This window comes from Xanthomonas sp. NCPPB 1128 (assembly GCF_001043115.1).
Lineage (GTDB): Bacteria > Pseudomonadota > Gammaproteobacteria > Xanthomonadales > Xanthomonadaceae > Xanthomonas_A.
This window is the reverse complement of sequence record NZ_LFME01000013.1, coordinates 1-22,936: the sequence shown is the minus strand read 5'-3', so window position 1 is coordinate 22,936 and position 22,936 is coordinate 1. Positions and strand designations below refer to the sequence as shown.

Genomic DNA, 22,936 nt, shown 5'->3' with positions numbered 1-22,936 from the left:
AGTCGATCTATCATCTGTGAAATTGCCCTTCCAACTAGCCAAAACCTGACCTGCTGTGGCCCATCGCGGGGCGCGCCCCTATTTCGCTTTTCTCGTGAAGGCGATCAACAGTTCCGATCCGGCTTCCTCCAAGGCACCGACGTTACCCTCGAAGCGGACGGACACCCGGTATCGGCCGGGCGGCGTATCCCGTATAAAAGCCATGTCCAATTCGCGGTAGGTGACATTCGGAGCAATCAACCCCGCGGCTTCCATCGTTGTGACGTCCGCATCTGCCGCGAAGATACGTGGCACATGCCCATCGCGGCCCAAGGCCACGATTCGATATTCGGTACGTCCTATTTCTTCGCTTCGCTGCAGTAACACCGGTTGCTCGCCTGCCTCTGTCAATCGATAGAGGTGCAACTGAGCGGTCACGCCGGCATCGCGTAGGCGATCGACCTTAGCCGCTGCAGCCTCCCCATCTGCAGCAGCGACCCGCAATCCGATGAAGATCGGCGGCTCAGGGTCATCCTCTTGGGGAGGAACCGCGAAATCGAGTGTGATGGCATCAGACAGGAGTTGCGGACTGAGTTTCCTGACCAGCGGCACGATCGTCCTCGCTGCAGGTGACTCATTGCCATGTGGCGCTCGGCTGGACGCCACTGATTGAGCCGACTCGGGCTGGCATGCTGTCAGTTGCAACGTCGCGGCGATGAAGACCATGCAAAGCGCTTGCTTCGATTTCGTCATGAAATCACCTCAATGCTTATTCCATAGAAGCGCCGAATTGCATTCTAGCGCTAGCGCGCAGAGACGCTGGCTGCTTCGGGCGCAAGGAATTGTCAGGGCTGGTCGAGCCCATCGTCTTGATCCATGCATTCTTGATCGAAAGGCACATCCTTCCCTGCGACACTCGGATGAAGCGCAACGTCGCGCCGATAGCCGGAACCGTACTTCTGATAGCGAACAAGCAGTCCATTTTGTAGCCGGAACCGATCTTCTGGTCCTGAGAACGCGGGGCATGCGGCGTAGCTTTTTCCTCCATCTCCACTGCAATAGCGGATATACAACGTGCCCCCGCGTACTTCCCCCTGCAACTGCCCATCATGGCCGTGCGCGTTGGTTCCCTCGCTCCAATCTCCGGTAACGCGATCGCCATGCTGCTGCAGATGCAGGCTCACGTAATGGCCCAAGTCGCATCTCTTGGCATAACCCCACTCGCCGGATAATGTGGTGGAGTTGCTTGCGTAAGCGGAACCCGCACACGAGGTCATCAACCCCATCGCCACAACTCGCGCGACCAGCGACAAGCGCCACCCGCATCGGTGCTGCTTCATCATCGGTCACCCCTTACATGGCCTGTGGCTCGTAGGCAGGGAAGATAGCAATCGGTCTCACTGCGCTCCACCGGCCTCCCACCAGATATCCACCCGCAGGCCAGCCTGCGCAGGGGCACACCGACTTGACGCATGGCCGCATCGCGCGTTAAAGAGCAGTAGGGAAGACAGGATCGGCGAAAGGATATGGCGAAAACACGTCCGCTGAAGATGACCTGGCTGGTCTGCGCTGCGATCGCCACGCTGTCCACAGCCGCCTGTTCGGCGCAACCACCGGCCGCTGCCCCGAAGCCGGCAGTGCGCAAGGAACAGCCTGCCGTGGCGGCGCCGCAAGTTGTGCCCGACAACGCTCCTCCACCGGGCGAGTACATCACCGACAAGGGATGGGGTCGCCTACTGATCAAGCAGCAAAACGGAGCATTGACCTTCTCCCTGGAAAGCACCACTGGGGAGGACGTGTGCGAGCTGAATGGCGCGATAGAGGGGCACACCGGCGTCGCCAAGTGGAACAAGGGCCAATCCAACTGCCAGGTGAAGTTCGCCAATACGCCGCAGGGCATTGATGTAGCGGCCGCCACGCCCGCCGAATGCAAGACCTTCTGCGGCTACAACGGGGATTTCGAGGCCCCCTACCTGCGGGTCAAGGATGGCTGCGGCCGGGACGCGCTGGACCGCACACGGACGACCTTCAAGCGTCTCTATGATGCGAAAGACTACAAGGCGGCGCTTGCTACCTTGTCGCCAGTCGTGCCGAGTTGCCTGCCTACGCTGGAATGGGAAGACGAAGGCGCCATTCGTAACGATCTGGCCATCACCCAGTACAAAAATGGCCTGTATGCGCAGTGCCTGGCCACACTCGACAAGTATGCCGAGGACGCCGCAAAGGACGACGACGCGGCCGTGGAAGGATGGACGCCAATGCTGGCGGACCGCTACCTGGCCATCGTGCGCGCAGCGAGAACCAACATCGGCCTGTGCCGCAAAGGCGCAACGAAGAAGTAGCCTCCAACGCGAGGGAGTGTCATGGCAGAAGGAAATGAGGGCACCACGCCGCCGCCGGCGACCACACTGACGGATTCGGAGCTGCGCGCACTGGCCTACTTTGGCGTGGGCATTGGATCAGAAGGAGGCGACAGCGGGAAGAACGTCTCCTATCAACTCTCCTTCGCCGGCAATGTTCGCAATGGGGTGATGACCCCAGTGGGAAACAGCGGCTATTCCATCGGCACCTTGCAGACGGATTTGGGCCAGCATCCGGAGGTGGCCGCGTCCTTAGTGGAGGCCTATCAGACCTGGGCAGGCAGGACCCATCCGGACTGGGTGCTCACCGAAGCGCAGCAGACCCAAACGGCCAGCGACCTCGGCCGCAACGGGCGCACGATCACTGCCCAGCACGGTCGGGCCTTGGACGCGACCGTCAAATCGCACCTGGATACCTTCCTCACTTCGGATGCGGGCCTCACCTACGTCCACGAGCGTGACACTGCCCAGGTCAACTTGTTGATGCGGCCCGGTAGCGGGGTCAACCAGCTCCGGGAGACAGCGCTCTACCAAGGCGCGACACTGGACGAGCAGGCCAAACTGGCCACCATCGTGCTGAAGCTGGAGAACCAAGGCGGGGAGCGCTATTACCCAAGGATCATCGACGGCATCAGTAAGGGAACGATTACGAGCGCTGCAGACGCGCAAACCGTCGTCAACGGATTTCTGCCCAATCGTGGTGGGCGAAGCCGAACCGAGCCCGATTACATCGAGACCGGCGCTGCGCACGCCCTTGAAGCGACAGATGTCTTCAACGCCTTGCGCAATGCGGACGCGCGCAGCCCGCTATATCAACCATGGCAAAACGTATTGGCCAATCCACTGGTCAATCCCACGCAGACAGGGCAGGACGCAGCAAGGCCGAATCTCAGCGCGGAATACACGACGGTCAAGAATCTGTTCCTGCAGAAGAGCAATGCCCCTGCGCTGATCGAAGCGTTGGACCAGGGAGGAGCCTACGGCTACAACGTCCCTGATCGTCAGGGGCGTCCCCGGCCGCAGTCCACCAGCCTGTATGCCTCGGGCGACGACTTCGTCGTGATGGATGGAAACGGAGTGGGGAAGGCCTACATCGGCGGCGCTTGGAGCGACGTGAATCGTGCCGACCTCACGCGCGTCAATAACCACGACGGCACCGTCGATCTGAACATCAGCCGCGGCGGCACCACCGATCGGCTGCTCCACCTGGATCCGAATGCACCGGTCTTGCGTCCGCCGCAACCAGCAACGGGCCCGGTCGATCAGGCACCACCCACACCTGCGCAGCAGGCGCCGCTCCCGGGGACGGGAGAGCGCGGTGGTGAACGACAAGGGGCCATTGAATCCAGCCCAGCGCCACTCTTGCCGACAGACCTGCGCGATCCCGCGCATCCCGGAAACGCGGCATTTCAGCGCACACTCGGCGAGGTCCACCGCATGGAAGATGGGCAAAGCATTCCGCATGGACCGCACAGCGAGAAGGTCGCCGCTGCACTGCTGGTAGAAGCGGAACGAAACAAGCAAGGCATCACCAACGTCGAGATGCGAGCCGATGGCCAAGTGCAGGGTGTCGCGCGCTACAACGCCTTCGAATCTGAGAAACGTGTGAATGTGGATCCGCAAAGCGCTCAGTCGGGAAGCATGGAAACCTATGCCGCGCAGTGGTCACAAGCGCGCTCGTCCCATTACGCCAGCAACGCACCAGCGGCCGAGCGAACGCCCGAGCAAAGCCAGGCATTGGCGCTGCTACCGCCCGAGGATCGGCAGATGTTTGACAAGATCCGAGGCGCGACACCCGCCCATCTTTCGGACGACGTGGTGGCAAAGGCGCTTTATGCAGCGAAGCAGGATGGCATAGCGGACGCTTCCAAGATTGATAGTGTGCACATGTTGGGAGACCGTCTTGTGGTGAACGGGACGACGCCCGGCTTCCGTGGCTTGGTGGACGTTTCACAACCAATGCCGCCACTGCAGGAAACCGCGCAGCAAACACTGGCACTCAACCAACAACAGGCGATCGCGCAGCAACAAGATGAGACTCAACGGCAGCAGCGGGCGCAGGACACAGCTACCAGAACGGTGTGAGCGACATACGCTGAGCGCGGTCGCATCGTCGGTAAAGCTCCAATTGCGCTGGCGGCACAGCCGCAGGACCGCCTGGAAACTTGTCCTTCGTGTCCGCGCTCAAACCGGTTCGCATAGTGACGACCACTCGGTTCCGCATGGCCGAACGGCTCGGATGACACCGCTGACCGACGCACAAGCGTTGGGATAGTTCGCAGGAACTACAAGCGACTACAGTATGGCGACGCCACTGCTGCCTCAGCGAAGGGCTTTCAGGCAGAACTGCTGCATCGCTTTGCCTTCTTGCAATGCTTTGGTCACCGCACCATTGCGCAAGAACGGCATCAAGTCTCTCGTCACCGAAAGACCCACGGCATTGGATGCCGCGACACTTTCCGAGACGCCTTCGGCGTAAGGAGCAAGAGCAATCGAAGGCAGATCCTCGCTCCTCACCCATCCCAGGGCCTGCAGTTGCGCGCATGCACCCATCGTGTAAGCGAGGCGTTCTTCCTCCTGTATTCCCGACGTCGTGCCGCTGAGGCCACGCAGTAGGTGGAATGTTTCGTGCGCTGTCGTGGAGACGACATTCGCGGCAGCCAGATCGCGTTCCTTATCTAGTGCGAACGCATAGCGCGCGCTTGCGCTAGCCGCCATCGCCAACGATGACGTGCGGGCAATGAGCTGCCGACCGGGACTGACCAGATCCACAGTCAGTTCCAACTCCACGTCAGACAAGGTGGACGCGGCGACGGCGTACTGAATTCCCGCCAGCACTGCGGCACAGGCGGGAGCAGCATAGGCTGCTGCACTCTCTTGTCGTCGCAAGGCGACGTGCAGCTTTCCGCTGCGACACTCGTCAGTGACAGTGAACTTTTCGGCCACGCGCGAACCACCAGGCAACACGCTCACGGTTCTGACGACAAACACCGGCCCAATCTTGGTCACCGCCGTGGCATGCGCGCCCTCCTTGACAATCAAGTTGGCAGGTGGCACCTCGATCGAGGCGCAGGCAGGCAACAGCAAAAGCGCCGTCGCCAGTGCGACGGCGCCGACATGCCACCGCACCGCACGCGGCGCATCCCGTGTCAGCGCGACGTCGATGGCCACTCCTGGCCCAGCGCCGCCACGGCGCGTTCCAGCACGGGGTCCTTGCCGTCGCGTACGTCTGTGCGGGTCGGCGCGGCCACGAGGTCCGGCAGTACGCCGACGCCGACGAAGTCGGTGCCGTCGGGGTAGCTGTCGCGTTTGACGCAGATCCGCGCCGAGCCGCCGCCGGGCAGCGCCAGCAGCAACGGCTGGCCAGTGCTCCCGCCGGTCGCCTGCCCCACCAACGGGCCGCGCCGCATCAGCCGGAACACTGCCGCCGTGTCCTCGCCGGCGGAGAACGTGCCCGCGTCCACCAGCATCGCCACCAGGCCGGAATAGGCGTTCGGTTCCGGTGCCACCGGCTCTTGTTGCACCGGCCGCCACTCGATCAACCTGCCCCCGCGTGCCTGCGCCAGCGATGAGCCGTTGTTGCGCTCGACAGAGCGCAGCGAGGGCAGCGGTGCCGCGGCGACGTAGCGCAGGATCTGCAGGCCGAACCAGGTGTTGCCGCCGCCATTGCCGCGCAGGTCCAGGATCAGTCCGCGCGCGGCACGCACGCGGGGCAATGCCTGCTTGAGCGCCTGCAGGCTGGCATCGTTCTCCAACTGCGGCACGCGCAGCACCGCCACGCCATCGCGGCGAATGCGCAGCAGCGGCTCCTCCGGCACCTTCACCGCGGTGTAGCCGCTGCGGGCGGCACGCACCTCGATGCGGTGCCCGTCGGCGTGCTCCACCGACAGTTGCATCGGGGTAGCAGCATCGCCGGACAGCAAGGCATAGGTGTACATGCGTAACTGCAGGTCTTGCGGGGTGGAGCTACTGAGCTGTGGACGCACCACCCGCTGCGCGTACTCCACCACCGGCTCGCCGTCGATCGCCAGGATGCGGTCACCACGTGCCACCCCTTGGCGGCGCAGCGCGGCATCGCTGACCGAGGTCACCACCACTTCGCCGTCCAGCCACACCGTCCGCAGCCCGGGGCGGGCATACCAATGGTCCTCCAGTTCCTTGGGCGGCAGGATCCCGGTGTGCCCGTCGCGCAACTGCGCCAGGAACCGTGCCAGCACGCGGTAGTAGGCGTCGGTATCGGCCGCGCGCTGGACCAGCGGCAGCGTCTCCAGGTACAGGCGGTCCCAGTCCAGGTCGGGCACGTGGTCGAACCAGACGAAGCGCTCGCGCGCGGCCATCCACACCTGCGACAACCCGGCCACGCGCTGGGCTTCGGTCAGCTGCACGGCGTAAGGCACTACGATCGAGGGCGCCGTGGCATCGCGCACCGCCAGCGCTTCGTGGCGCCGCACCTCGGCCAGGCGCGGGTCGTCCAGCAACGCCGCCGTTGCCGGGTCCTTGTCCACCACGAAGTCGATCAGCCCTTCATGCCAGGACATCGCGTCCAGTGCGCGCCAGGCCGCCACCGCCGCGTTGCGGTCGCCGAGCCACACCTGCACCCGCACCAGATCGCCCAGCAGGTTCAGGCGGCGAAAGCGCAGCGTCGTGCTGCCCTCGGCGAGCGCCGCGACCGCAGGATCGTCCAGATACTGCAAGCCCTGCTGCAGGGCGTCGCGTGCCTGCAGCAGGTCCTCACGCGCGCTCTTGGCGCCGTGCTCGCTGAACTGACCTGCACGGTCGCGGAAGGCGGTGGCCCGCGCATAGGCCTGATCGGCCGGCGTTTCCGCGGCGCCGACCGACGGCAACAGCAGCAACCACAACAGCGCACCCCATCCGTAGCATCGCATCGCACCCTCGCGCTCGAACGTTTGAATCGCAGGCCGCAGTATCGGGCATCTGCTGAACGCGAGCATCTGGGCGACGCGGGGCCGCTGCGGCGACCAGTCGGTGCGCGGCTGCCATGGGCCATACCCTGCGCTCGCCCTGCCCGCCGTCACGGGCCGGCGCACTTTGCCCCAGTGCTGCCAGGCTCAATGAAGCCAGCCACAGTCTGCAGCCGAAGCAGCCGGCTCCAGCTCATAGACTGCCCGCTCCTCCCGCACCACGTTGGGCGCGACGTCGTGCAGCGGCTGGCGCTCGATGCGCTCCAGCAGCGCACGCATTGCGTTCGCTGCATTGCAGAGCACCTCGCTCGCTTGCGGCAACGCTTGGCCGGCGTGCTCGCTGCCATCGGCAACCGTCAGAACCTGGGCATTGGCCGAGACGATCTCGGCCAGCTGAGTGAGCCTGTCGATCTGCTGCTGCGTCACCCGGAACGTGCCGCTGCCGGCGTCCGGGGCTGCCTGGACAGTGGCATCGGACCAGGCGTCGCGCATGGTGTCGGTCCGCTGGGCGGGGTAGGACATTGCGCCCAGCACAAGCTCCACTTGCTCGGCCAACAGCTCCAGGCAGAGCGCCAGCTCGCTCATGCGCACCTTGGGTTCGGCGGCGCGCTCCTCGGCCTGCGTGCGTGGCTGTGCCAGCCGGACCAGGAAGCGCACGTGATCGCGTAGCTTCGCCAGGCGGAACTGGCTGTCCTCCGGCAGGAAATAGCCGGGCATGTCGTCGTCGTCCAAACGGTCGTGCGCCATCGTTGCCTCCTCGTTCCATGAAGGGGTCCGTCCGCCACGCATGGCGGACGGGAAGTCGGGAGGTTCGAAACCGCTAAGAGCCGGCGGGCGTATTTCCCCGAAGGGTGTTGTATTAGCCGCCCTCCCGACGCAGGCATCGCGTCGGCTTGCGCCCGAGCTTCGGGCACAAAAAACCCACCAGTTTGTCGGAGGTGGGTACCGCTCTTAGAGGAGTTTCGACGCTCCTTGAAGTGGAGATTGCTACTGTACTCCACCGCGTGTCAATAGCGATTTGTAGACCTTACATTGGGCAATCGGATTGCTCTAGCGCGATGTCAGTGGCTACGGAATACTTGCTGCAGACAGCCTTAGCTGGACGCTCGAAGGTAGAGACATGGCGAACGCAATGGAAGAAATAACCGCAGCGCCTGCTAAAAATTCCGAAGAGAGTGCGGCATCGCATGAGCTCAGCTTTCCTTGGCTCGCCGCGGTGATGAGCCACTACTCGCAAGTAACCGAGCAGAACCGCGCTGGCCCGGTGGAACGGTGGAGTTTCATCGTTGGCTTGTTGGGCGCGGGGTTTGGCATGTTGTTCGGCACTGTGCTGGATGGCAGGGCAGGGTTCGTCTGTGCGGCAGCGGGAGTCAGCATCGAGCTCATTTGCTTTGCAGTCGCCGCCATTTTGCAGATCAAGCGTGAGCTGCCTGGCGTTAGACATCCGCATGCCAAGCATGCAGAGCAGATGGAGCAGGAGTTTTCTCAGTACGAAGACATCGTCACGGCACTACGCGCGTTTCCGCTTGAGCAGCGCCGTCAACGCGAGACCTTCATGCGTGACCGCCGGACGAACATGCATGAGCGGCTTGGCTTGTTCACCGGCGGAATGGAGAAGCTCGGGATCATGCCGGTGCTGCTCGCGCTCTATCTGCAGTTCAAGGACTGGCGCTGGGGTGACTGGAGTGTTTTGAGCAAGATCACGATCATGCAGAGCGTTCTCGCGTTCTTGCTGCTGTTCGCTTACGCGCTGTCCTGGCACCTGATCCGATTGCGCGTTCGCGTGCAGACATACGAGCAGTTGCTTGGTGAAGCGAACCGGCAAGACACTGTCGCGAGTGGTTGAACGCCTCATCGCTTAGAGAACCACTCCATGAACTCCTCGGCGACGTCGGGCGTAAGTTCGAGGGCGGCCTCCGCGACCGCGTGCTGTCCCTTTGCCGCGGCGACCGCGGCTAGAGCACAAGCAAGGAACTCCGGATCCCAGGCGCGAGAGGCCGCAGCCGCGGCCAAGGCGGGAAGTTGAGCGAGGGAATGCAGGTAAGCGGCCCGAAGATCCTCGGGGATCTCGGCCTGGCTTTTCGCGCGGCAGACCTCGACCCAGGCGGGGAACTGGAAGTACCCGTAATCCGCTTTGTCGGGTGCGCGTGCCAGCGCATGGATGACATGCGGAACAGCCGCGAAGGAAGCCGTATAGACGTCGCCTTGATGCGCAAGGGCGCTCCACAAGGTGAACCACGGCTCCGATCCATCCATGGATGAGGGTACCGTCTGTAGCTGCCCCAACAACGCAGGGATGTCGCCGGCTGAGCCATATGCGTGCTGCAGGTCAGACCAGCGCGGACTTTCGAGACTGAGCACAGTAGATCCGCCCGTACGATTTACTGAGTTGTGAAGGTCATTAACAGTAGAGGAAGCTGCATTCGGGCTCCTTTGCCTCAGTTAATCGACCAGGAACAACTACAAAACCAAAGTGCACGAGGCAAGCACACTCTGACTCCTGTCCCCACATTAGATAGTGGAAACAGGGTCAGGCTCACTTACAGCCAGAAGCGAACCTGAACCCTTTATTCCGCGCTGCCGCATTACTGCGGGGCAGGCCGAGCGACAGCATCCTAGCTTCGCTCTAAACGCTGGACGCCACACGATGATCGTGCAAGACCTGATCGTCGTAAATTTTAATGGCACTCAACGGCACCGCTAATCCCTGTGTCTTTCGCCCTCAAAGGTCATGTGTACCTCGTGAAGCATGAACGCTATGAACCACCAGTTTAGCTATCGCCGCGCCTTAACTTTTGATCCTCATCAAGTGCACACACGCGTGCAACCACTCTTCTAACGGCATCAGATGCTGGCGTAGCAGCCAAATAATCTCGTGAGTTCTCAAGACGATAAAACTCAGACTTCGGCCCGCCAACCGCCACGTTTGTCCTAACCCTTAGAACACCTTCTTGCTCAAGCACTTCTTTAATATCGTACCATTCATCTTTCGCGAGCAGCCTAGCAGCAGGATCATCCCCTGCGGATCGGATCCAAAACTGCCGCATAATCGCCCGACAAATACGTTCAAATAGCAACCAATGTGATCCCGATTTAGTTAGTCTATCTCGAGAAACGGTGTGTTTTTCAAGCCATTGAGGAATTTCTTCTTGCTCAAGACTATCTGCGGAGCCACCATCATCCACCATCAATTGACCAGGCCGAGGAAATTCAACCGGCAACTTAGTTGTCTCATCTACTATCAACTGAGCGATACTGCAATTAACGAAAGCAGCGCGCGATAGATCTCCCCCACGAACGTCTAACATTGAGAATTCAACTGAAGAAAAGCTACCGTTTGGCAAGACTCCTCGCACCAAACCTTCATCTAGTTGCTGCGCTGACAACCTGAAATCAGAATCTAAGACATCTACATCAAGAACCGAAAGAAGCAGCGAGCAAACATTTCGCCCTCCACGCCCATCAAGCAACCTCCGATCAAGCGCATCTTGAGCCGCGATGCAAAAATCTCGAGCCGCAGTCTTTTTCTCTGCGGTAACTACATCACTAAAAGTAGCCAAAAAATCTCTGCCAACAATTCCTCGACGAACTGACTTAGGGAACTCCCCTGCAACAATAAGCTCTTTGTAGGCAAGCGACAAAAAGAAATTCTGTATCTCGGTGTGCGGAAATGCCCGACTACCAGATTTAGCGTCCCCCTCAAGCAAGCTAATGGTTGACGCCCTATTAATGAATATGGCCAGGTCGTCACCCGAAAGAAATTTACTGAACACAATTTCAGCAATGAGACTGAGTGTAGACACGTCAATGGACTCAACCTCTGAGTCCGCCATGTCCCGCGCGACTTCCATCAGAAAATCGCGATAGATAGCTGAGAACTCCACCCCGGCCACCTTCTTGGCAGCGATTTTTGCCTCACGCTCAAGCATCGTATTAACCAAGTACGTCAGCGGCGCCTCGGAAAACTCATTAAAGCTTCTCCCATCTTTGGCGACATCAGATATCTTTGCGAGAAAGAACGGCCTCAGCGCATATGAATTACCCTCAAACAACCCTAACGATTCAAGCTGATCAACGCGAGGCGCAGCCCATTTTTTTGCCATCAACCAATGGCGAGCCTCCTGCGGCAACAGGGGACGCAAATGCACTGCGATTGTTTTATCCGAATCCAGGAGTACTACCGAGCGCCTTATGCTATCAGCGTTTATGAACGTGTCGCGCCCGGCGAGTATTATAGAGCCTTGGCCATTCAGCTCTTCTACGAAGTCACGTAAAGATCCCCATGCGGTATCGTATCCATGCGGATCCGCTAGCTCATCAAAACCATCAATGGCAACCACGAGAAGTCCATGTCTAACCATCACTGGAACCTGATCAAAAGTTAACCCCACCCGGAGAGCTTGCAAAGTCCCCGCCAACACGTCATTTAGTGTAGTTAGCTTCCTGCCCCGACTTTGAACGTGGAGGATGGGAGCCAGGGAGGCGATGCCATAATCTCCGTTTCTTTCAAATGCAAGGAGTCTAATCAGATGTGTCTTGCCGATTCCAGCTGGACCATCTACAACAAGAGCACGGACATTGCTGCTGGAGCCGTCACTCTCGTCTGTTTGGGATAGCCACTTATTAATTCTTTCTAGAAGAACGCCATCTTCTTTTTCGTCGCCACCGATCGAAAGGGCGCCAACGACGGGCAGGTGAGCCGATTTATTCTCCACATAAGGGGCTTCATATTTAATAAATGCACGCTGGGCGTCAGCAACCCGTTTTATGTTTCCGAAACCGGGCGAGGCCAGCAATGCCTTGTAACTTTGGTAAACGCGCCTCGAACCGCCACGAATCTCCACTACAGACGATCCATCTTTTGCGATCCTCACCTCGACAGCGACTGTGTTTTGCGTGAATTTTATTGTGTAAAAATTTCCCTCGGAGCCGGCTTTCGGCTCTGAGCCAAGATCAGAGAAAAGGCTAAGTTCTTTTAAGTAATCTTGCTTATTCATCTTTAGCACCTTTAATTCTACACAGCAGCTCATCGATCCTTAGATGCCCCATGTCCTGACGTCTTCGGGCAAGGATGCATCGCCCTCCTTTCTCGTGACTCCACTTTTCAGCAACAAGCACACCAGGAACAACGTCATCATCTTCCGCAAGCACAACTTTCCAACTTGCTGCATCACTTCTGGTAACTGAGAGAAGATCTGCTACAAGAGCAGTATCGATCATCTTTTCCCTGAACTTCCCCTCTTCATCTGCACGAAAGGTATCCGGCAGATGAAGATTCAGCTTCCGATGAAGACGACGATCTAAAGCTGCTAAAAGTTTATCGCCAAATAGCGCAGACCAGTTGTAGGTACAGCGCCCCCGTGAGCTAGGCAGCTCACCATCGCCTGACATCCGTTCCAATTCGATACGACTCTTGGTCTTGGTAAGGCCAGCATGCCAACCGTAATACAAACGAACATCGATATCGAATCGATCCCACTCTTTGTGAGGGGCTAAAACCTCGTCAAGGACACGCGCGACATACTGTGTAACCTGATCGACCCCCCGCCCCCTTGTCGCAAACTCGCGATTCACACCCGCGTTGTATGTCTGAGAATTCCAGTCGACAAATGCAGTTACATGGCATTTTCGTAGCATCACCTCTCCCTAGTTCTGCTGGCCTAGGACATAAAGAAGAGGCGGCCAAGGGCCGCCTCTTTCATCACATGGTGAATCGTCAAACCCCAACCGGATTAGCCTTCTCAGGATCGATCTTGTACTGCTTGATCGCCCGAGCCACATCCTTCCCGGTCATCTTCCCCTCCTTCGCCAACGCCGCAATAGCGGCATGCGCGATGTAGTACCGATCCACCTCAAAGAACCGGCGCAGGTTGGCGCGAGTATCGCTCCGACCGAAGCCATCGGTGCCCAACACGGTGTAGTGCATCGGCACGAAGGCGCGGATCTGGTCGGCGAAGGCGCGCACGTAGTCGGTGGCGGCGATGGCCGGGCCCTGGCGGCCTTCCAGCAGCTGGGTGACGAACGGCTTGCGCTGTTCGCCTTCCGGATGCAGGCGGTTCCAGCGCTCGGCGTCGAAGCCGTCGCGGCGCAGTTCGTTGAAGCTGGGGCAGGACCAGATGTCGGCGGTGACGCCGAAGTCCTTGTCCAGCAGTTCCGCCGCGGCGATGGCTTCGCGCAGGATGGTGCCCGAGCCCAGCAGCTGCACGCGCAGTTCGCCCTTCTTGGGCTTGCCGGCGTCCTTGAGCAGGTACATGCCCTTGATGATGCCGTCTTCCGCGCCCGCCGGCATTTCCGGGTGGGCGTAGTTCTCGTTCATCAGGGTGATGTAGTAGTACTCGTCCACCTGCTCCTGCATCATCCGCTGGATGCCGTACTGCATGACCACGGTGACTTCGTAGCCGAAGGTGGGGTCGTAGCTGCGCACGTTGGGGATGGAGCCGGCGATGACCTGGCTGAAGCCGTCTTCGTGCTGCAGGCCTTCACCATTCAACGTGGTACGGCCGGCGGTGCCGCCGAGCAGGAAGCCGCGGGTGCGCATGTCCGCCGCCTGCCAGGCGATGTCGCCCACGCGCTGGAAGCCGAACATGGAGTAGTAGATGTAGAACGGCAGCATCGGCACGTTGCTGACCGAGTAGCTGGTGCCGGCGGCCATCCACGAGGAGATCGCACCCGGCTCGCTGATGCCCTGCTGCAGCACCTGGCCGGACTGGTCCTCGCGGTAGAACATCAGTTGGTCGGCGTCCACCGGCTTGTACTTCTGGCCGAACGGGGCGTAGATGCCGATCTGCCGGAACATGCCTTCCATGCCGAAGGTGCGGGCTTCGTCGGCCACGATCGGCACGATGCGCGGGCCCAGTTCCTTGTCGCGCAGGGCGATGTTGAGGCTCTGCACGAAGGCCATGGTGGTGGAGTAGGTGCGCTCGCCGCTGTCCTTGAGCAGGCGCTCGAACTTGTCCAGGCCCGGGGCCGGGATGGACAGGTCGGCCTTGCGGCGGCGCTGCGGCAGGTAGCCGCCCATCGCGGCGCGACGCTCCTGCAGGTACTGCACTTCCGGCGAATCCGGGCCGGGGTGGTAGAACGGCACCTGCTCGGCGTCGGCCAACTGCTTGTCGCTGAGCGGGATGTTGAAGCGGTCGCGGAACGCGCGCACGGCGTCGTCGTCCAGCTTCTTGGTCTGGTGGGTGGGGTTCAGCGCTTCACCGGCCGAGCCCATGCCGTAGCCCTTGACGGTCTTGGCCAGGATCACGGTGGGCATGCCCTTGGTGTTCACCGCCTGGTGGTAGGCGGCGTAGACCTTGTGCGGATCGTGGCCGCCGCGGTTCAGGCGCCAGATGTCGTCGTCGGACAGGCCGGCGACCATGGCCGCGGTCTCCGGGTACTTGCCGAAGAAGTTGGCGCGGGTATAGGCGCCGCCGAAGGCCTTGCAGTTCTGGTACTCGCCGTCGACGGTTTCCATCATCAGCTTCTTGAGGACGCCGTTGGTGTCCTTGGCCAGCAGGGCATCCCAGTAGCCGCCCCACAGCAGCTTGATGACGTTCCAGCCGCCGCCGCGGAACACGCCTTCCAGTTCCTGGATGATCTTGCCGTTGCCGCGCACCGGGCCGTCCAGACGCTGCAGGTTGCAGTTGACCACGAAGATGAGGTTATCCAGGCCTTCGCGGCCGGCCAGGGCGATGGCACCCAGGGTCTCGGGCTCGTCGCTCTCGCCGTCGCCGATGAAGCACCACACCTTGCGGTCGGACTTCTCGATCAGGCCGCGGTGCTCCAGGTACTTCATGAACTGCGCCTGGTAGATGGCGCTGAGCGGGCCCAGGCCCATCGACACGGTGGGGGTCTGCCAGAAGTCCGGCATCAGCCACGGGTGCGGATAGGAGGAGATGCCCTGCCCGTCCACTTCCATGCGGAAGTTGTTGAGCTGGTCTTCGCTGATGCGGCCTTCGAGGAAGGCGCGGGCGTAGATGCCGGGGGAGCTGTGGCCCTGGATGTACAGCAGGTCGCCGGGGTGCTTGTCCGAGGGCGCGCGCCAGAAGTGGTTGAAGCCCACGTCGTACAGGGTGGCGCTGGAGGCGAAGGAGGCGATGTGGCCGCCCAGGTCGCCCGGCTTGCGGTTGGCGCGGACCACGGTGGCCATCGCGTTCCAGCGGATGATCGAGCGGATCTTCCACTCGATGGCCGCATCGCCCGGGCTCTTGGCCTCGTTGGCGGGGGCGATGGTGTTGACGTACTCGGTGGTCGGCGAGAACGGCAGGTAGGCGCCGGAACGACGGGTCAGCTCGACCATGTCCTCCAGCAGCTGATGCGCGCGCTCGGGGCCTGCGACATCGATGACGGCCTTGAGCGATTCGATCCACTCCTGGGTTTCAGTGGGGTTCGGATCGTTCTGCAGCACCTCGTTCAACCAGTTCATAACGCTCCCGTAGGTCGCACGCACGCGCGCGATGGCATGTGTTTTCTCGAAGCCTGCAAGTGTAGCGCAACCGCCTCTCAGGACCTCGTACGCCAGCGTATGGAACGGACTGTCACATTGGCCCGGGACACGTGGCGGGACAGCGGCCACGGCCGCTGCGCCGGGCGGCCGCGGCTGCGCTTATGATCGGGCTCCAGGCCCCCGTGGAGCGCCGCCATCGCCCTTGCCTCGTCAGCGCAGGACGCCTCCGCGGTCGCCTGGCGGCACAGCCTGCGCACGCGCCTGCTGCTGTGGGGCAGCCTGCTGCAGGTGGCGCTGCTGCTGGGCCTGGCCCTGCTGTTCTACGTGGGCGCGCGCGAGGTGATGGTGCGCAACGCCCGCGAGGACGTAGCCGGGCTGACCCAGCAGACCGCGCGCAGCCTGGACGCCACGCTGGGCTCGGTGCAGGTGAGCGGGCGCACCCTGGCCGCGGCCGCGAGCGGGCTGGGCCGGCAGCCGTTCAACCTGCGCAACCTGCTGCAGGCCACGCTGCAGGGCGACCCGGACATCGCCGGCGCCTTGCTGGTGATCGAGCCCGGCGCGCTGAAGGGCGACGACCGCGGCTTCGCCTGGCACCTGCGGCGCACCGCCACCGGGGTGCTGGAGCAGCCGGTGGAGGCGCTGGGCTTCGACGCACGCAGCATGCCCTGGTACCGGCGCACCCTGGCCACGCCGGCGCCGTGGTGGTCCGAGCCGTACAGCGATGCCAGCAGCGGCGGCGCCTTTCTCACCACCTACAACCTGCCGCTGCGCCTGCCCGGCGACGGGCCGCAGGCGCCGGCGATCGGCATGGTGAGCGTGGACGTGCCGCTGCAGCGACTGCAGGCCATCGTCGCCGAGCTGCCGGCCAACAGCGGGCTGCAGCCGATGCTGCTGTCACCGGACGGGCTGTTCGTGCTGCACCCGGACCCGGCGCTGCGCTTCCGCCGCACCCTGGAGGCGCACGTGGCGCGCGCGCGGCCGGACCTGTCGCCGCTGGCGCAGGCGGCCGATACCCACAGGCCGGTGCGCTTCGAGCACACCGCGCCGGACGGCACCCGCTACCTCACGCAGAGCGCGGCGGTGGGCGACACCGGCTGGACCTTCGCGCTGAGCGTGTCGGAGGACTACATCCTGGCCGGGCTGGACCGCATCGTGCTGTGGGGCGCGCTGGCCGGCGCCGCCGCGCTGGCGCTGCGGCTGTGGCTGCTGCACCGCTACACGGTGCGGCTGGTGCGGCCGATCGAGGACCTGACCGACTCGGCGCTGCACTTCAGCCAGGGCGCGTTCGACTATCCGCTACGCCACGTCGAGCGCGCGGACGAAGTGGGGGTGATGGCGCGCGCCTTCGACAGCGCGCGCGGCTCGATCAAGCGCCAGCTGGACGAGATCGCCACGCTGGCGCAGGCGCGGCAGCGCATGCAGAGCGAGCTGTCGATCGCGCGCGACATCCAGCAGGCGATGCTGCCGGTGGGGCGCACCTTCGACAGCGCCCACAAGCACCTGGAGACCTACGCGCTGCTGGAACCGGCGGAAATGGTCGGCGGCGACTTCTACCAGTTCTTCGAGACCGAGCCGGGGCTGCTGTGGTTCGTGGTCGGCGACGTGTCCGACAAGGGCGTGCCGGCGGCGCTGTTCATGGCGCGGGCGATGACGGTGCTGGAGATCGCCGCGCGCCGGCACACGCGCCCGGATGCGATCCTGATCGCGGCTTCGCAGCGGCTGGTGGAAGGCAACGAGCCGTGCATGTTCGCCACCGTGCTGTGCGGGCTGATCGACGTGCACAGCGGCGACTACTGGCTGTCCAGCGCCGGCCATGAGCCGCCGCTGCTGCTCGGCGCGGACGGCCGCGCAGAGCTGCTGCCGCTGGAGTCGGGCCCGCCGCTGGGGCTGGAGCCGCAATCGCGCTACCCGGTCGTGCATGGGCGCCTGGCCGCCGGCGCCACCCTGCTCAGCTACACCGACGGCATCACCGAGGCGATGGATGCGCAGGACCAGCCGTACGGCGAGGCCAGGCTGCTGGCCGCGCTGCGGCCTGGCGCCGACGCGCAGGCGCAGTGCGCCGCGGTGCTGGCCGACGTGCAGGCGTTCACCGCACCGGCACCGCAGTCCGACGACATTACGCTCCTGGCGATCCGGCTGCGCCAGGATCCGGCACGGGAGGCGACGCGATGATGCTGCGATGGCAGATGGAACCGGCAATCGATGCACTGGCGCAGTTGAGCGACAGCGTGGAGGCGGCGCTGCGGCGCCACGGCGTGAGCGGCGAGCAGGTCAGCCGCACCCGGCTGATCGTCGAGGAACTGGCGTGCAACGCCCTGGAACACGGCCACCTGCACCGCGCCCCGCTGCCGGTGGACGTGATCGTGCACCTGCAGCCCGACGTGCTGGTGCTGGAGTTCCATGACAGCGGCCCGGCCTTCGACCCGCGCAGCGCGCCGGTGCCGGACCTGGACGCGGACATCGCCGAGCGCCCGATCGGCGGCCTCGGCCTGCACCTGGTGCAGCAACTCGCCGATCGCCTGGAGTACCGCCACGACGGCGGCCGCAACGTCGTGCGCATCGTCCTGCTGCCGCCCGCCGATCCATCCCTTCAGGAGTCGCCCGCATGACCACATTGAGCCTGCAGATCGACCCGGCGCAGGACAAGCGCCAACGCCTGACCCTGAGCGGGCGCCTGGACACGCACACCTACCAGGCGCTGGACGAAGCGCTGGCGCCGCTGCTGGCCACGCCGATCACCACCCTGGTGCTGGACCTGTCGCACCTGGACTACATCAGCAGCGCCGGCATCCGCTCGATCTTCAAGGCACGCAAGGTGCTGGCCGCGCGCGACGGGCGGGTGCTGGTGGTAAACCCGCAGCCGCAGATCCGCAAGGTGTTCGACGTGGTCAAGGCGGTGCCGTTGAACGAGATCTTCACCTCGGTGCAGGAACTGGACGAGTACCTGGACGAGATGCAGCGGCGGGTGCTGGAGCAGGCGCGTGGGGGGTGAGGCAAGGCGGCGTCTGTGCGGTACGCCCGCGGCCTTTGCGTTTTTTGCTCTTCGTAGGAGCGGCTTCAGCCGCGACAGGCCTCACCGGTAACGCCCGTCGCGGCTGAAACCGCTCCTACAAGGGTGCTGCCGGCTGGCATACACCTTCGCGACGCACTCTTGCTCTCGCGCCGACATACACCAAAGACGGTATCCCACGCGACGCAGGCGTTGGACGACGCCCTGGGTTAGATGCAACAGCGACATCAGAACAGGGGAGCGGCACGGCATGCGATCGCCATCGCAATCGCCTCCTGTAGGAGCGGCTTCAGCCGCGATGGCTTCACCGGGAAAGCCCGTCGCGGCTGAAGCCGCTCCTACGACGGCCAATACGATCTAGGACAACTGGTACGCGTCCTACGAACCGTAGGCGCCTGAACCCACCCCTACGCGCCGTGCTCCACCCAGCACCAACCCCGCTTGCCGGCCACCCAACTTCGATATATCGTTTCCGCACCAGATTCGACATATCGAAATGCCACGACCCCACACCCCCGGCCCGCACCCCGCGCACCGCCTGTTCGAGGAAGACAGAGCCGGCCGCGGCCGTGGCGCACGCGGCCCCCGCCCGCTGGGCCACGGCGACCTGCGGCTGTTGCTGTTGGCCATGATCGAGACCCAGCCGCGCCACGGCTACGAGTTGATCCGCGCGGTCGCCGAGCTGTTCCATGGCCTGTACACGCCCAGCGCCGGCACGGTCTACCCGACCCTGGCGCAACTGGAAGCGCAGGGCCTGGTGCAGGCCGATGCCGAGGCCACGCGCAAGCGCTATGCGATCACCGAGGCCGGCCAGGCCTTCGTGCGGGCCGAGCGCGCGCAGGTGGACGCGGCGCTGCAGCGCACCCAGCACAGCGCACGCGCGCTGGTGCGCGCCAACGTGCCGGCGCCGGTGCGCGAGGCGATGCGCCGCATCAAGCACGGCCTGCTGGCGCGGCACGGGCGCTGGGACCCGGACGAGATCGACCGTATCGCCGCGCTGTTGCATGCCGCCGCCGACGGCATGGATGGCAGCACTCCCTGATTCCTTCCAGCCAGCGCGCGGGTGCTTGTGTGGTTTCGCCCCGCGTCGCCCGCCACCCCTCTCCCCCACTTTCGAGGATTCCCATGGCGACCCACGAACACCGCCTGCTGCGCCACCCGCTGCGCCTGCGTCATCTGCAGGTGCTGCGCACGCAACCGCTGACCCCGCACATGCGCCGCATCGTCGTCGGCGGCCCCGAGCTGGACGGCTTCGTCAGCGCCGGGCCGGACGACCACGTCAAGCTGTTCTTCCCCAATCCCGAAGGCGCGTTCGTGCTGCCGACGATGACCGAGCACGGCCCGGTGTATCCGGTCGACGCGCTGCCCTCGCCCGCCCGCGACTACACCCCGCGCCACTACGACGCCGACGCACAGGAACTGACCCTGGACTTCGTGTTGCACGGCGACGGCCCCGCCTGCCGCTGGGCGGCGCAGGCCGACCCCGGCGATGCGCTGGTGGTCGGCGGGCCGCGCGGCTCGTTCGTGGCCGCCGACGACTTCGACGCGTATGTGCTGATCGGCGACGAGACCGCGCTGCCGGCGATCGGCCGCTGGCTGGAAGCCCTGCCGGCCGACGCGCAGGTCGACGCGCTGATCGAGATCCCCGGCTACGCCGACCGTCAGCCGCTGGACTGCGACGCCGAACTGCGCATCACCTGGCTGGAGCGCAACGGCGTGGACGCGCGCAGCAGCCAGTTGCTGGAAGGTGCCCTGCGCGACTTCGACGTCCCCGATGGCGACGCGTTCTACTGGATCGCCTGCGAATCGGCCCGCGCGCGGATGATGCGCAAGTTCGTCGAAGGCCACCTGGGCGTGCCCAAGGAGTGGATCCGCGCGACGGGGTATTGGAAGGCGGGAGGAGAACACGACGAGTAACACACGGGTGCCGCGCAGCCAAGCGATGAAGTGCGACGTCCTTCGGGCTGGAACAGCGGTGATGCACGGCCGTAGACACAACATATTTTCGTGAATTTCATCACGTTATTTTGGTGCTTTGCATTTTACAAAGCCGCCTACCCATCGACGGATCTCGAGAGGCGGCTTGCACATGGACAAGGCATTTCACGATATTGATCCCCGCGGCATTACGTTGAATCCGGACGGGTCGATCAACTTCGCCAACCATCGATTGCGCGCCGCGGCGATCGCTTCGGCGACAGCGGGAACCATTCGCCCGATGGGCGAAAATGCCGGAACGTGCACCAACTCCGGCACCTGCTCCTCCACGAATTACACCTGCAACAACACAGGTGACTGTTCCAAAGCATCCAATGTCGGTTCTTGTCGAGCCGGCGGCCAGCCTTCGCCAAACGGCTGAGACACGCCGATGCTGAGCGAAGCCACCATCGCCGAGGCGCTTTCTCCGCGCATCCTGTCCCTCATCCTTTTGCCGACCGAAAAATGCAATTTCCGCTGTACATATTGCTATGAAGACTTTGCAATAGGCCGTATGCAGCCGAGTGTGGTCAGCGGCATCAAGGCATTGATCTCCCATCGCGTACCGCACCTGGATCGGCTCAACATCTCCTGGTTCGGCGGGGAGCCACTCCTGGCGCGCGATGTCGTCCTGGAGATCGGTCAACACGCAAACACAGTATGCGCACAACATGGGGTTGCATTCAGTGCCGGCTTTACCACCAATGGCTACCTGCTGGAACCGGCTCTACTGCAAAGGTTGACTGAACTCCAGCACCGTGAGTTCCAGATCACGCTGGACGGCGATGCGGAATGGCACGACAGGACACGGATCACCGCAAACAAAGGCGCCACGTTCGAGAAAATATGGTCGAACCTCATTGCCTACCGCTCGCTGGCGGCGAACTTCGCCATCTCGCTGCGGCTGCACCTGCACCAGGGCAACATCGAATCGGTACGACGCCTCTATGCCAGCCTGCATCGTGAGCTGCTCGACGATCCACGGTTCTCGGTCTACTTTCACAAGGTCTCGAATCTGAGCGCAGGCGGCACGATCGAAGAAAAGGTGTTGCCGCGAGACCGCTACCTGGAAGCCATCGCCTACATCACCGCGTGCACGAAACATCCGTCCAAGGACCAGCGCCCGATTTCGGAAGAGCACCTGGATGGGTACATCTGTTATGCGGCAAAACCGAACTCGCTGATGATTCGCGCCAACGGGAAGATCGGCAAGTGCACCGTCGCGCTCAACGATGATCGCAACGACCTCGGGCGCCTCCACGCTGACGGCACCATCGACATCGAAAACGACAAGCTGCGTCGCTGGATGAGCGGATTCTCCGATCTCTCCGAACAAACGCTTGGTTGCCCGCTTTCCACCTTGGCAAGCACCTGAGATGCATCCCAATGCCAATCCGCATAGATCCAGACAAAATATCGCTCGGCAAGAATGCAGAAGTGCTGTTCGACAGATCAGAGGCGTCTACCGCCGCTGCAGTCGAAGCACTGGCAACACGGCGCTTTGGCACGCTGGCCACCAACGAGGTCTGCAATGGCACCAACCCGGCGTGCACGAACACGAAGGACTGCTCGTTAGGGAGCAACACCAACTGCACTAACAAAGGTTCCTGCATCACCCCCAACCCAGGCCCAGGCCAGGGCTGACGTGCAACCACCAGGTGGATCGCCATGACAACGCATACGAACGATAGCCGCCGCAGCTTCCTCTTCGGCACCGCTGCGACTGCAATTGCTGCGATGATTCCTGCCGCGGCTGCATCTGCCGCGGCAATCGGTGCCGGCGCTCCGCAGACGGCGTCCCCCATTGGCCGCGCGCTTCCCGAGACGCAGACCTTCGCGGTGCAGGTCCTCGGCGACCTGCGCCAGCCGTCGACCGACCTGCAGCTGATCCCCGGCCAACTCTCCGAGCCGCTGGCGCTCAAGGGCAACGGTACCTACCGGGTGAAGATCAGCTCTACCGATATCGCCACCCGTTTCGGACCGATCTATCGGCTCACCCTCGCCGACGCGCAGGGTACGCCGCTGGAGGAGATGAACATCGGCAGCGACACCACCGCCACCTTCAGCCGCTACGGCGTGCAGGTCTACGCGCTGTCGATCGAACAGGCGATGTAGACATGCCGTTGTGCTGTTGTAGATACCGTCTTACCCCCTAGCAGGCAAGGGCCCTTTTCGGGTCGAACGCGGTGCCCGATTTGAGGACGCCGTAGGCGAGGTGCAGGAGCTTACGCATGGCAGCACACACGATTTGCTTGCCGGC

General features: G+C 62.9%; 20 protein-coding genes and 1 pseudogene. 11 read left to right on the top strand and 10 right to left on the bottom strand.

Going from position 1 to position 22,936, the window contains the following annotated elements:
• Positions 1–78 precede the first annotated feature (78 nt).
• Both ACP93_RS21125 and ACP93_RS21120 read right to left on the bottom strand, forming a co-directional pair.
• Complete coding sequence (locus tag ACP93_RS21125) at positions 79–732, bottom strand: hypothetical protein (RefSeq protein WP_228135999.1); 654 nt, start codon at positions 730–732, stop codon at positions 79–81.
• A 92-nt stretch (positions 733–824) separates the two neighbouring features.
• On the bottom strand, positions 825–1,322 hold the full coding sequence (locus ACP93_RS21120; RefSeq protein ID WP_082143418.1) for a hypothetical protein: 498 nt from the start codon (positions 1,320–1,322) through the stop codon (positions 825–827).
• 207 nt (positions 1,323–1,529) lie between these two features.
• Here ACP93_RS21120 and ACP93_RS20830 point away from each other — a divergent pair, with 207 nt between their 5' ends.
• Together ACP93_RS20830 and ACP93_RS22295 are read left to right on the top strand one after the other, a co-directional pair.
• Positions 1,530–2,321, top strand: coding sequence for a hypothetical protein (locus ACP93_RS20830; RefSeq protein WP_053069726.1), 792 nt, complete (start codon positions 1,530–1,532; stop codon positions 2,319–2,321).
• A 21-nt stretch (positions 2,322–2,342) separates the two neighbouring features.
• Positions 2,343–4,424: an XVIPCD domain-containing protein gene (locus ACP93_RS22295; RefSeq protein ID WP_228135998.1), complete on the top strand. Its 2,082-nt coding sequence runs from the start codon at positions 2,343–2,345 to the stop codon at positions 4,422–4,424.
• 237 nt (positions 4,425–4,661) lie between these two features.
• On the opposite strand, the gene ACP93_RS10105 is transcribed toward ACP93_RS22295, so the two are convergent.
• From ACP93_RS10105 to ACP93_RS10095, 3 genes are all read right to left on the bottom strand, one after another.
• On the bottom strand, positions 4,662–5,510 hold the full coding sequence (locus tag ACP93_RS10105; protein WP_048490561.1) for a hypothetical protein: 849 nt from the start codon (positions 5,508–5,510) through the stop codon (positions 4,662–4,664).
• A complete protein-coding gene (locus tag ACP93_RS10100) occupies positions 5,489–7,225 on the bottom strand; it encodes a S41 family peptidase (RefSeq protein ID WP_053069725.1) in 1,737 nt (578 codons plus the stop codon). Before ACP93_RS10100 ends, ACP93_RS10105 begins: the two co-directional genes overlap by 22 nt.
• A 183-nt stretch (positions 7,226–7,408) precedes the next feature.
• Positions 7,409–8,008: an XAC0095 family protein gene (locus ACP93_RS10095; protein WP_048490560.1), complete on the bottom strand. Its 600-nt coding sequence runs from the start codon at positions 8,006–8,008 to the stop codon at positions 7,409–7,411.
• 373 nt (positions 8,009–8,381) lie between these two features.
• On the opposite strand from ACP93_RS10095, the gene ACP93_RS10090 reads away from it, so the two are divergent.
• Positions 8,382–9,107 (top strand): hypothetical protein, encoded by a 726-nt coding sequence (locus ACP93_RS10090; protein ID WP_228135997.1) that lies wholly within the window; start codon positions 8,382–8,384, stop codon positions 9,105–9,107.
• Positions 9,108–9,112: 5 nt separating this feature from the next.
• Here ACP93_RS10090 and ACP93_RS10085 read toward each other — a convergent pair whose 3' ends face one another.
• The 4 genes from ACP93_RS10085 to aceE all read right to left on the bottom strand — a co-directional run bounded on the left by ACP93_RS10085 (position 9,113) and on the right by aceE (position 15,668).
• Positions 9,113–9,622 (bottom strand): hypothetical protein, encoded by a 510-nt coding sequence (locus ACP93_RS10085; RefSeq protein ID WP_048490559.1) that lies wholly within the window; start codon positions 9,620–9,622, stop codon positions 9,113–9,115.
• 410 nt (positions 9,623–10,032) lie between these two features.
• On the bottom strand, positions 10,033–12,258 hold the full coding sequence (locus ACP93_RS21735) for an NACHT domain-containing protein (protein ID WP_131721607.1): 2,226 nt from the start codon (positions 12,256–12,258) through the stop codon (positions 10,033–10,035).
• Positions 12,251–12,901, bottom strand: coding sequence for a hypothetical protein (locus tag ACP93_RS21730; protein ID WP_131721606.1), 651 nt, complete (start codon positions 12,899–12,901; stop codon positions 12,251–12,253). The genes ACP93_RS21735 and ACP93_RS21730 overlap by 8 nt, the downstream gene beginning before the upstream one ends.
• A 76-nt stretch (positions 12,902–12,977) precedes the next feature.
• Positions 12,978–15,668 carry a pyruvate dehydrogenase (acetyl-transferring), homodimeric type gene (gene aceE / locus ACP93_RS10080; protein ID WP_048490558.1) on the bottom strand — a complete coding sequence of 897 codons (2,691 nt, stop codon included), beginning with the start codon at positions 15,666–15,668 and terminating at the stop codon, positions 12,978–12,980.
• Positions 15,669–15,884: 216 nt separating this feature from the next.
• Between aceE and ACP93_RS10075 the strand changes: the two genes are divergently transcribed.
• The 8 genes from ACP93_RS10075 (at position 15,885) to ACP93_RS10045 (ending at position 22,791) form a co-directional block, all read left to right on the top strand.
• The gene (locus ACP93_RS10075) at positions 15,885–17,861 is read left to right on the top strand and encodes a SpoIIE family protein phosphatase (RefSeq protein WP_048490557.1); all 1,977 of its coding nucleotides are present in this window, start codon (positions 15,885–15,887) and stop codon (positions 17,859–17,861) included.
• The gene (locus tag ACP93_RS10070; protein ID WP_048490556.1) at positions 17,858–18,298 is read left to right on the top strand and encodes an ATP-binding protein; all 441 of its coding nucleotides are present in this window, start codon (positions 17,858–17,860) and stop codon (positions 18,296–18,298) included. The genes ACP93_RS10075 and ACP93_RS10070 overlap by 4 nt, the downstream gene beginning before the upstream one ends.
• Complete coding sequence (locus ACP93_RS10065; protein ID WP_048490555.1) at positions 18,295–18,681, top strand: STAS domain-containing protein; 387 nt, start codon at positions 18,295–18,297, stop codon at positions 18,679–18,681. The genes ACP93_RS10070 and ACP93_RS10065 overlap by 4 nt, the downstream gene beginning before the upstream one ends.
• 514 nt (positions 18,682–19,195) lie before the next feature.
• Positions 19,196–19,741, top strand: coding sequence for a PadR family transcriptional regulator (locus ACP93_RS10060; protein WP_106407087.1), 546 nt, complete (start codon positions 19,196–19,198; stop codon positions 19,739–19,741).
• Between the two features lie 83 nt (positions 19,742–19,824).
• Positions 19,825–20,616 (top strand): siderophore-interacting protein, encoded by a 792-nt coding sequence (locus tag ACP93_RS10055; RefSeq protein WP_048490554.1) that lies wholly within the window; start codon positions 19,825–19,827, stop codon positions 20,614–20,616.
• 172 nt (positions 20,617–20,788) lie between these two features.
• Positions 20,789–21,058, top strand: a complete 270-nt coding sequence (locus ACP93_RS21725) for a hypothetical protein (RefSeq protein ID WP_131721605.1) — start codon at positions 20,789–20,791, stop codon at positions 21,056–21,058.
• 9 nt (positions 21,059–21,067) lie between these two features.
• A complete protein-coding gene (locus ACP93_RS10050) occupies positions 21,068–22,051 on the top strand; it encodes a radical SAM protein (RefSeq protein ID WP_048490553.1) in 984 nt (327 codons plus the stop codon).
• A gap of 464 nt (positions 22,052–22,515) precedes the next feature.
• Entirely contained in the window at positions 22,516–22,791 is a 276-nt protein-coding gene (locus ACP93_RS10045; RefSeq protein WP_131721604.1) for a hypothetical protein, read from the top strand.
• 37 nt (positions 22,792–22,828) lie between these two features.
• On the opposite strand, the pseudogene ACP93_RS22290 reads toward ACP93_RS10045, so the two are convergent.
• Positions 22,829–22,936 (bottom strand): annotated as a pseudogene (locus tag ACP93_RS22290) (IS110 family transposase); the annotation flags it as partial.

Excerpts from the sequence above, each read along its gene's own strand:
- ACP93_RS21125 (WP_228135999.1), bottom strand. The coding sequence starts at position 732 with ATGACGAAATCGAAGCAAGCGCTTTGCATGGTCTTCATCGCCGCGACG.
- ACP93_RS21120 (WP_082143418.1), bottom strand. The coding sequence starts at position 1,322 with ATGATGAAGCAGCACCGATGCGGGTGGCGCTTGTCGCTGGTCGCGCGA.
- ACP93_RS20830 (WP_053069726.1), top strand. The coding sequence starts at position 1,530 with ATGACCTGGCTGGTCTGCGCTGCGATCGCCACGCTGTCCACAGCCGCC.
- ACP93_RS22295 (WP_228135998.1), top strand. The coding sequence starts at position 2,343 with ATGGCAGAAGGAAATGAGGGCACCACGCCGCCGCCGGCGACCACACTG.
- ACP93_RS10100 (WP_053069725.1), bottom strand. The coding sequence starts at position 7,225 with ATGCGATGCTACGGATGGGGTGCGCTGTTGTGGTTGCTGCTGTTGCCG.
- ACP93_RS10095 (WP_048490560.1), bottom strand. The coding sequence starts at position 8,008 with ATGGCGCACGACCGTTTGGACGACGACGACATGCCCGGCTATTTCCTG.
- ACP93_RS10090 (WP_228135997.1), top strand. The coding sequence starts at position 8,382 with ATGGCGAACGCAATGGAAGAAATAACCGCAGCGCCTGCTAAAAATTCC.
- ACP93_RS21735 (WP_131721607.1), bottom strand. The coding sequence starts at position 12,258 with ATGAATAAGCAAGATTACTTAAAAGAACTTAGCCTTTTCTCTGATCTT.
- aceE (WP_048490558.1), bottom strand. The coding sequence starts at position 15,668 with ATGAACTGGTTGAACGAGGTGCTGCAGAACGATCCGAACCCCACTGAA.
- ACP93_RS10070 (WP_048490556.1), top strand. The coding sequence starts at position 17,858 with ATGATGCTGCGATGGCAGATGGAACCGGCAATCGATGCACTGGCGCAG.
- ACP93_RS10065 (WP_048490555.1), top strand. The coding sequence starts at position 18,295 with ATGACCACATTGAGCCTGCAGATCGACCCGGCGCAGGACAAGCGCCAA.
- ACP93_RS10060 (WP_106407087.1), top strand. The coding sequence starts at position 19,196 with ATGCCACGACCCCACACCCCCGGCCCGCACCCCGCGCACCGCCTGTTC.
- ACP93_RS10055 (WP_048490554.1), top strand. The coding sequence starts at position 19,825 with ATGGCGACCCACGAACACCGCCTGCTGCGCCACCCGCTGCGCCTGCGT.
- ACP93_RS21725 (WP_131721605.1), top strand. The coding sequence starts at position 20,789 with ATGGACAAGGCATTTCACGATATTGATCCCCGCGGCATTACGTTGAAT.
- ACP93_RS10050 (WP_048490553.1), top strand. The coding sequence starts at position 21,068 with ATGCTGAGCGAAGCCACCATCGCCGAGGCGCTTTCTCCGCGCATCCTG.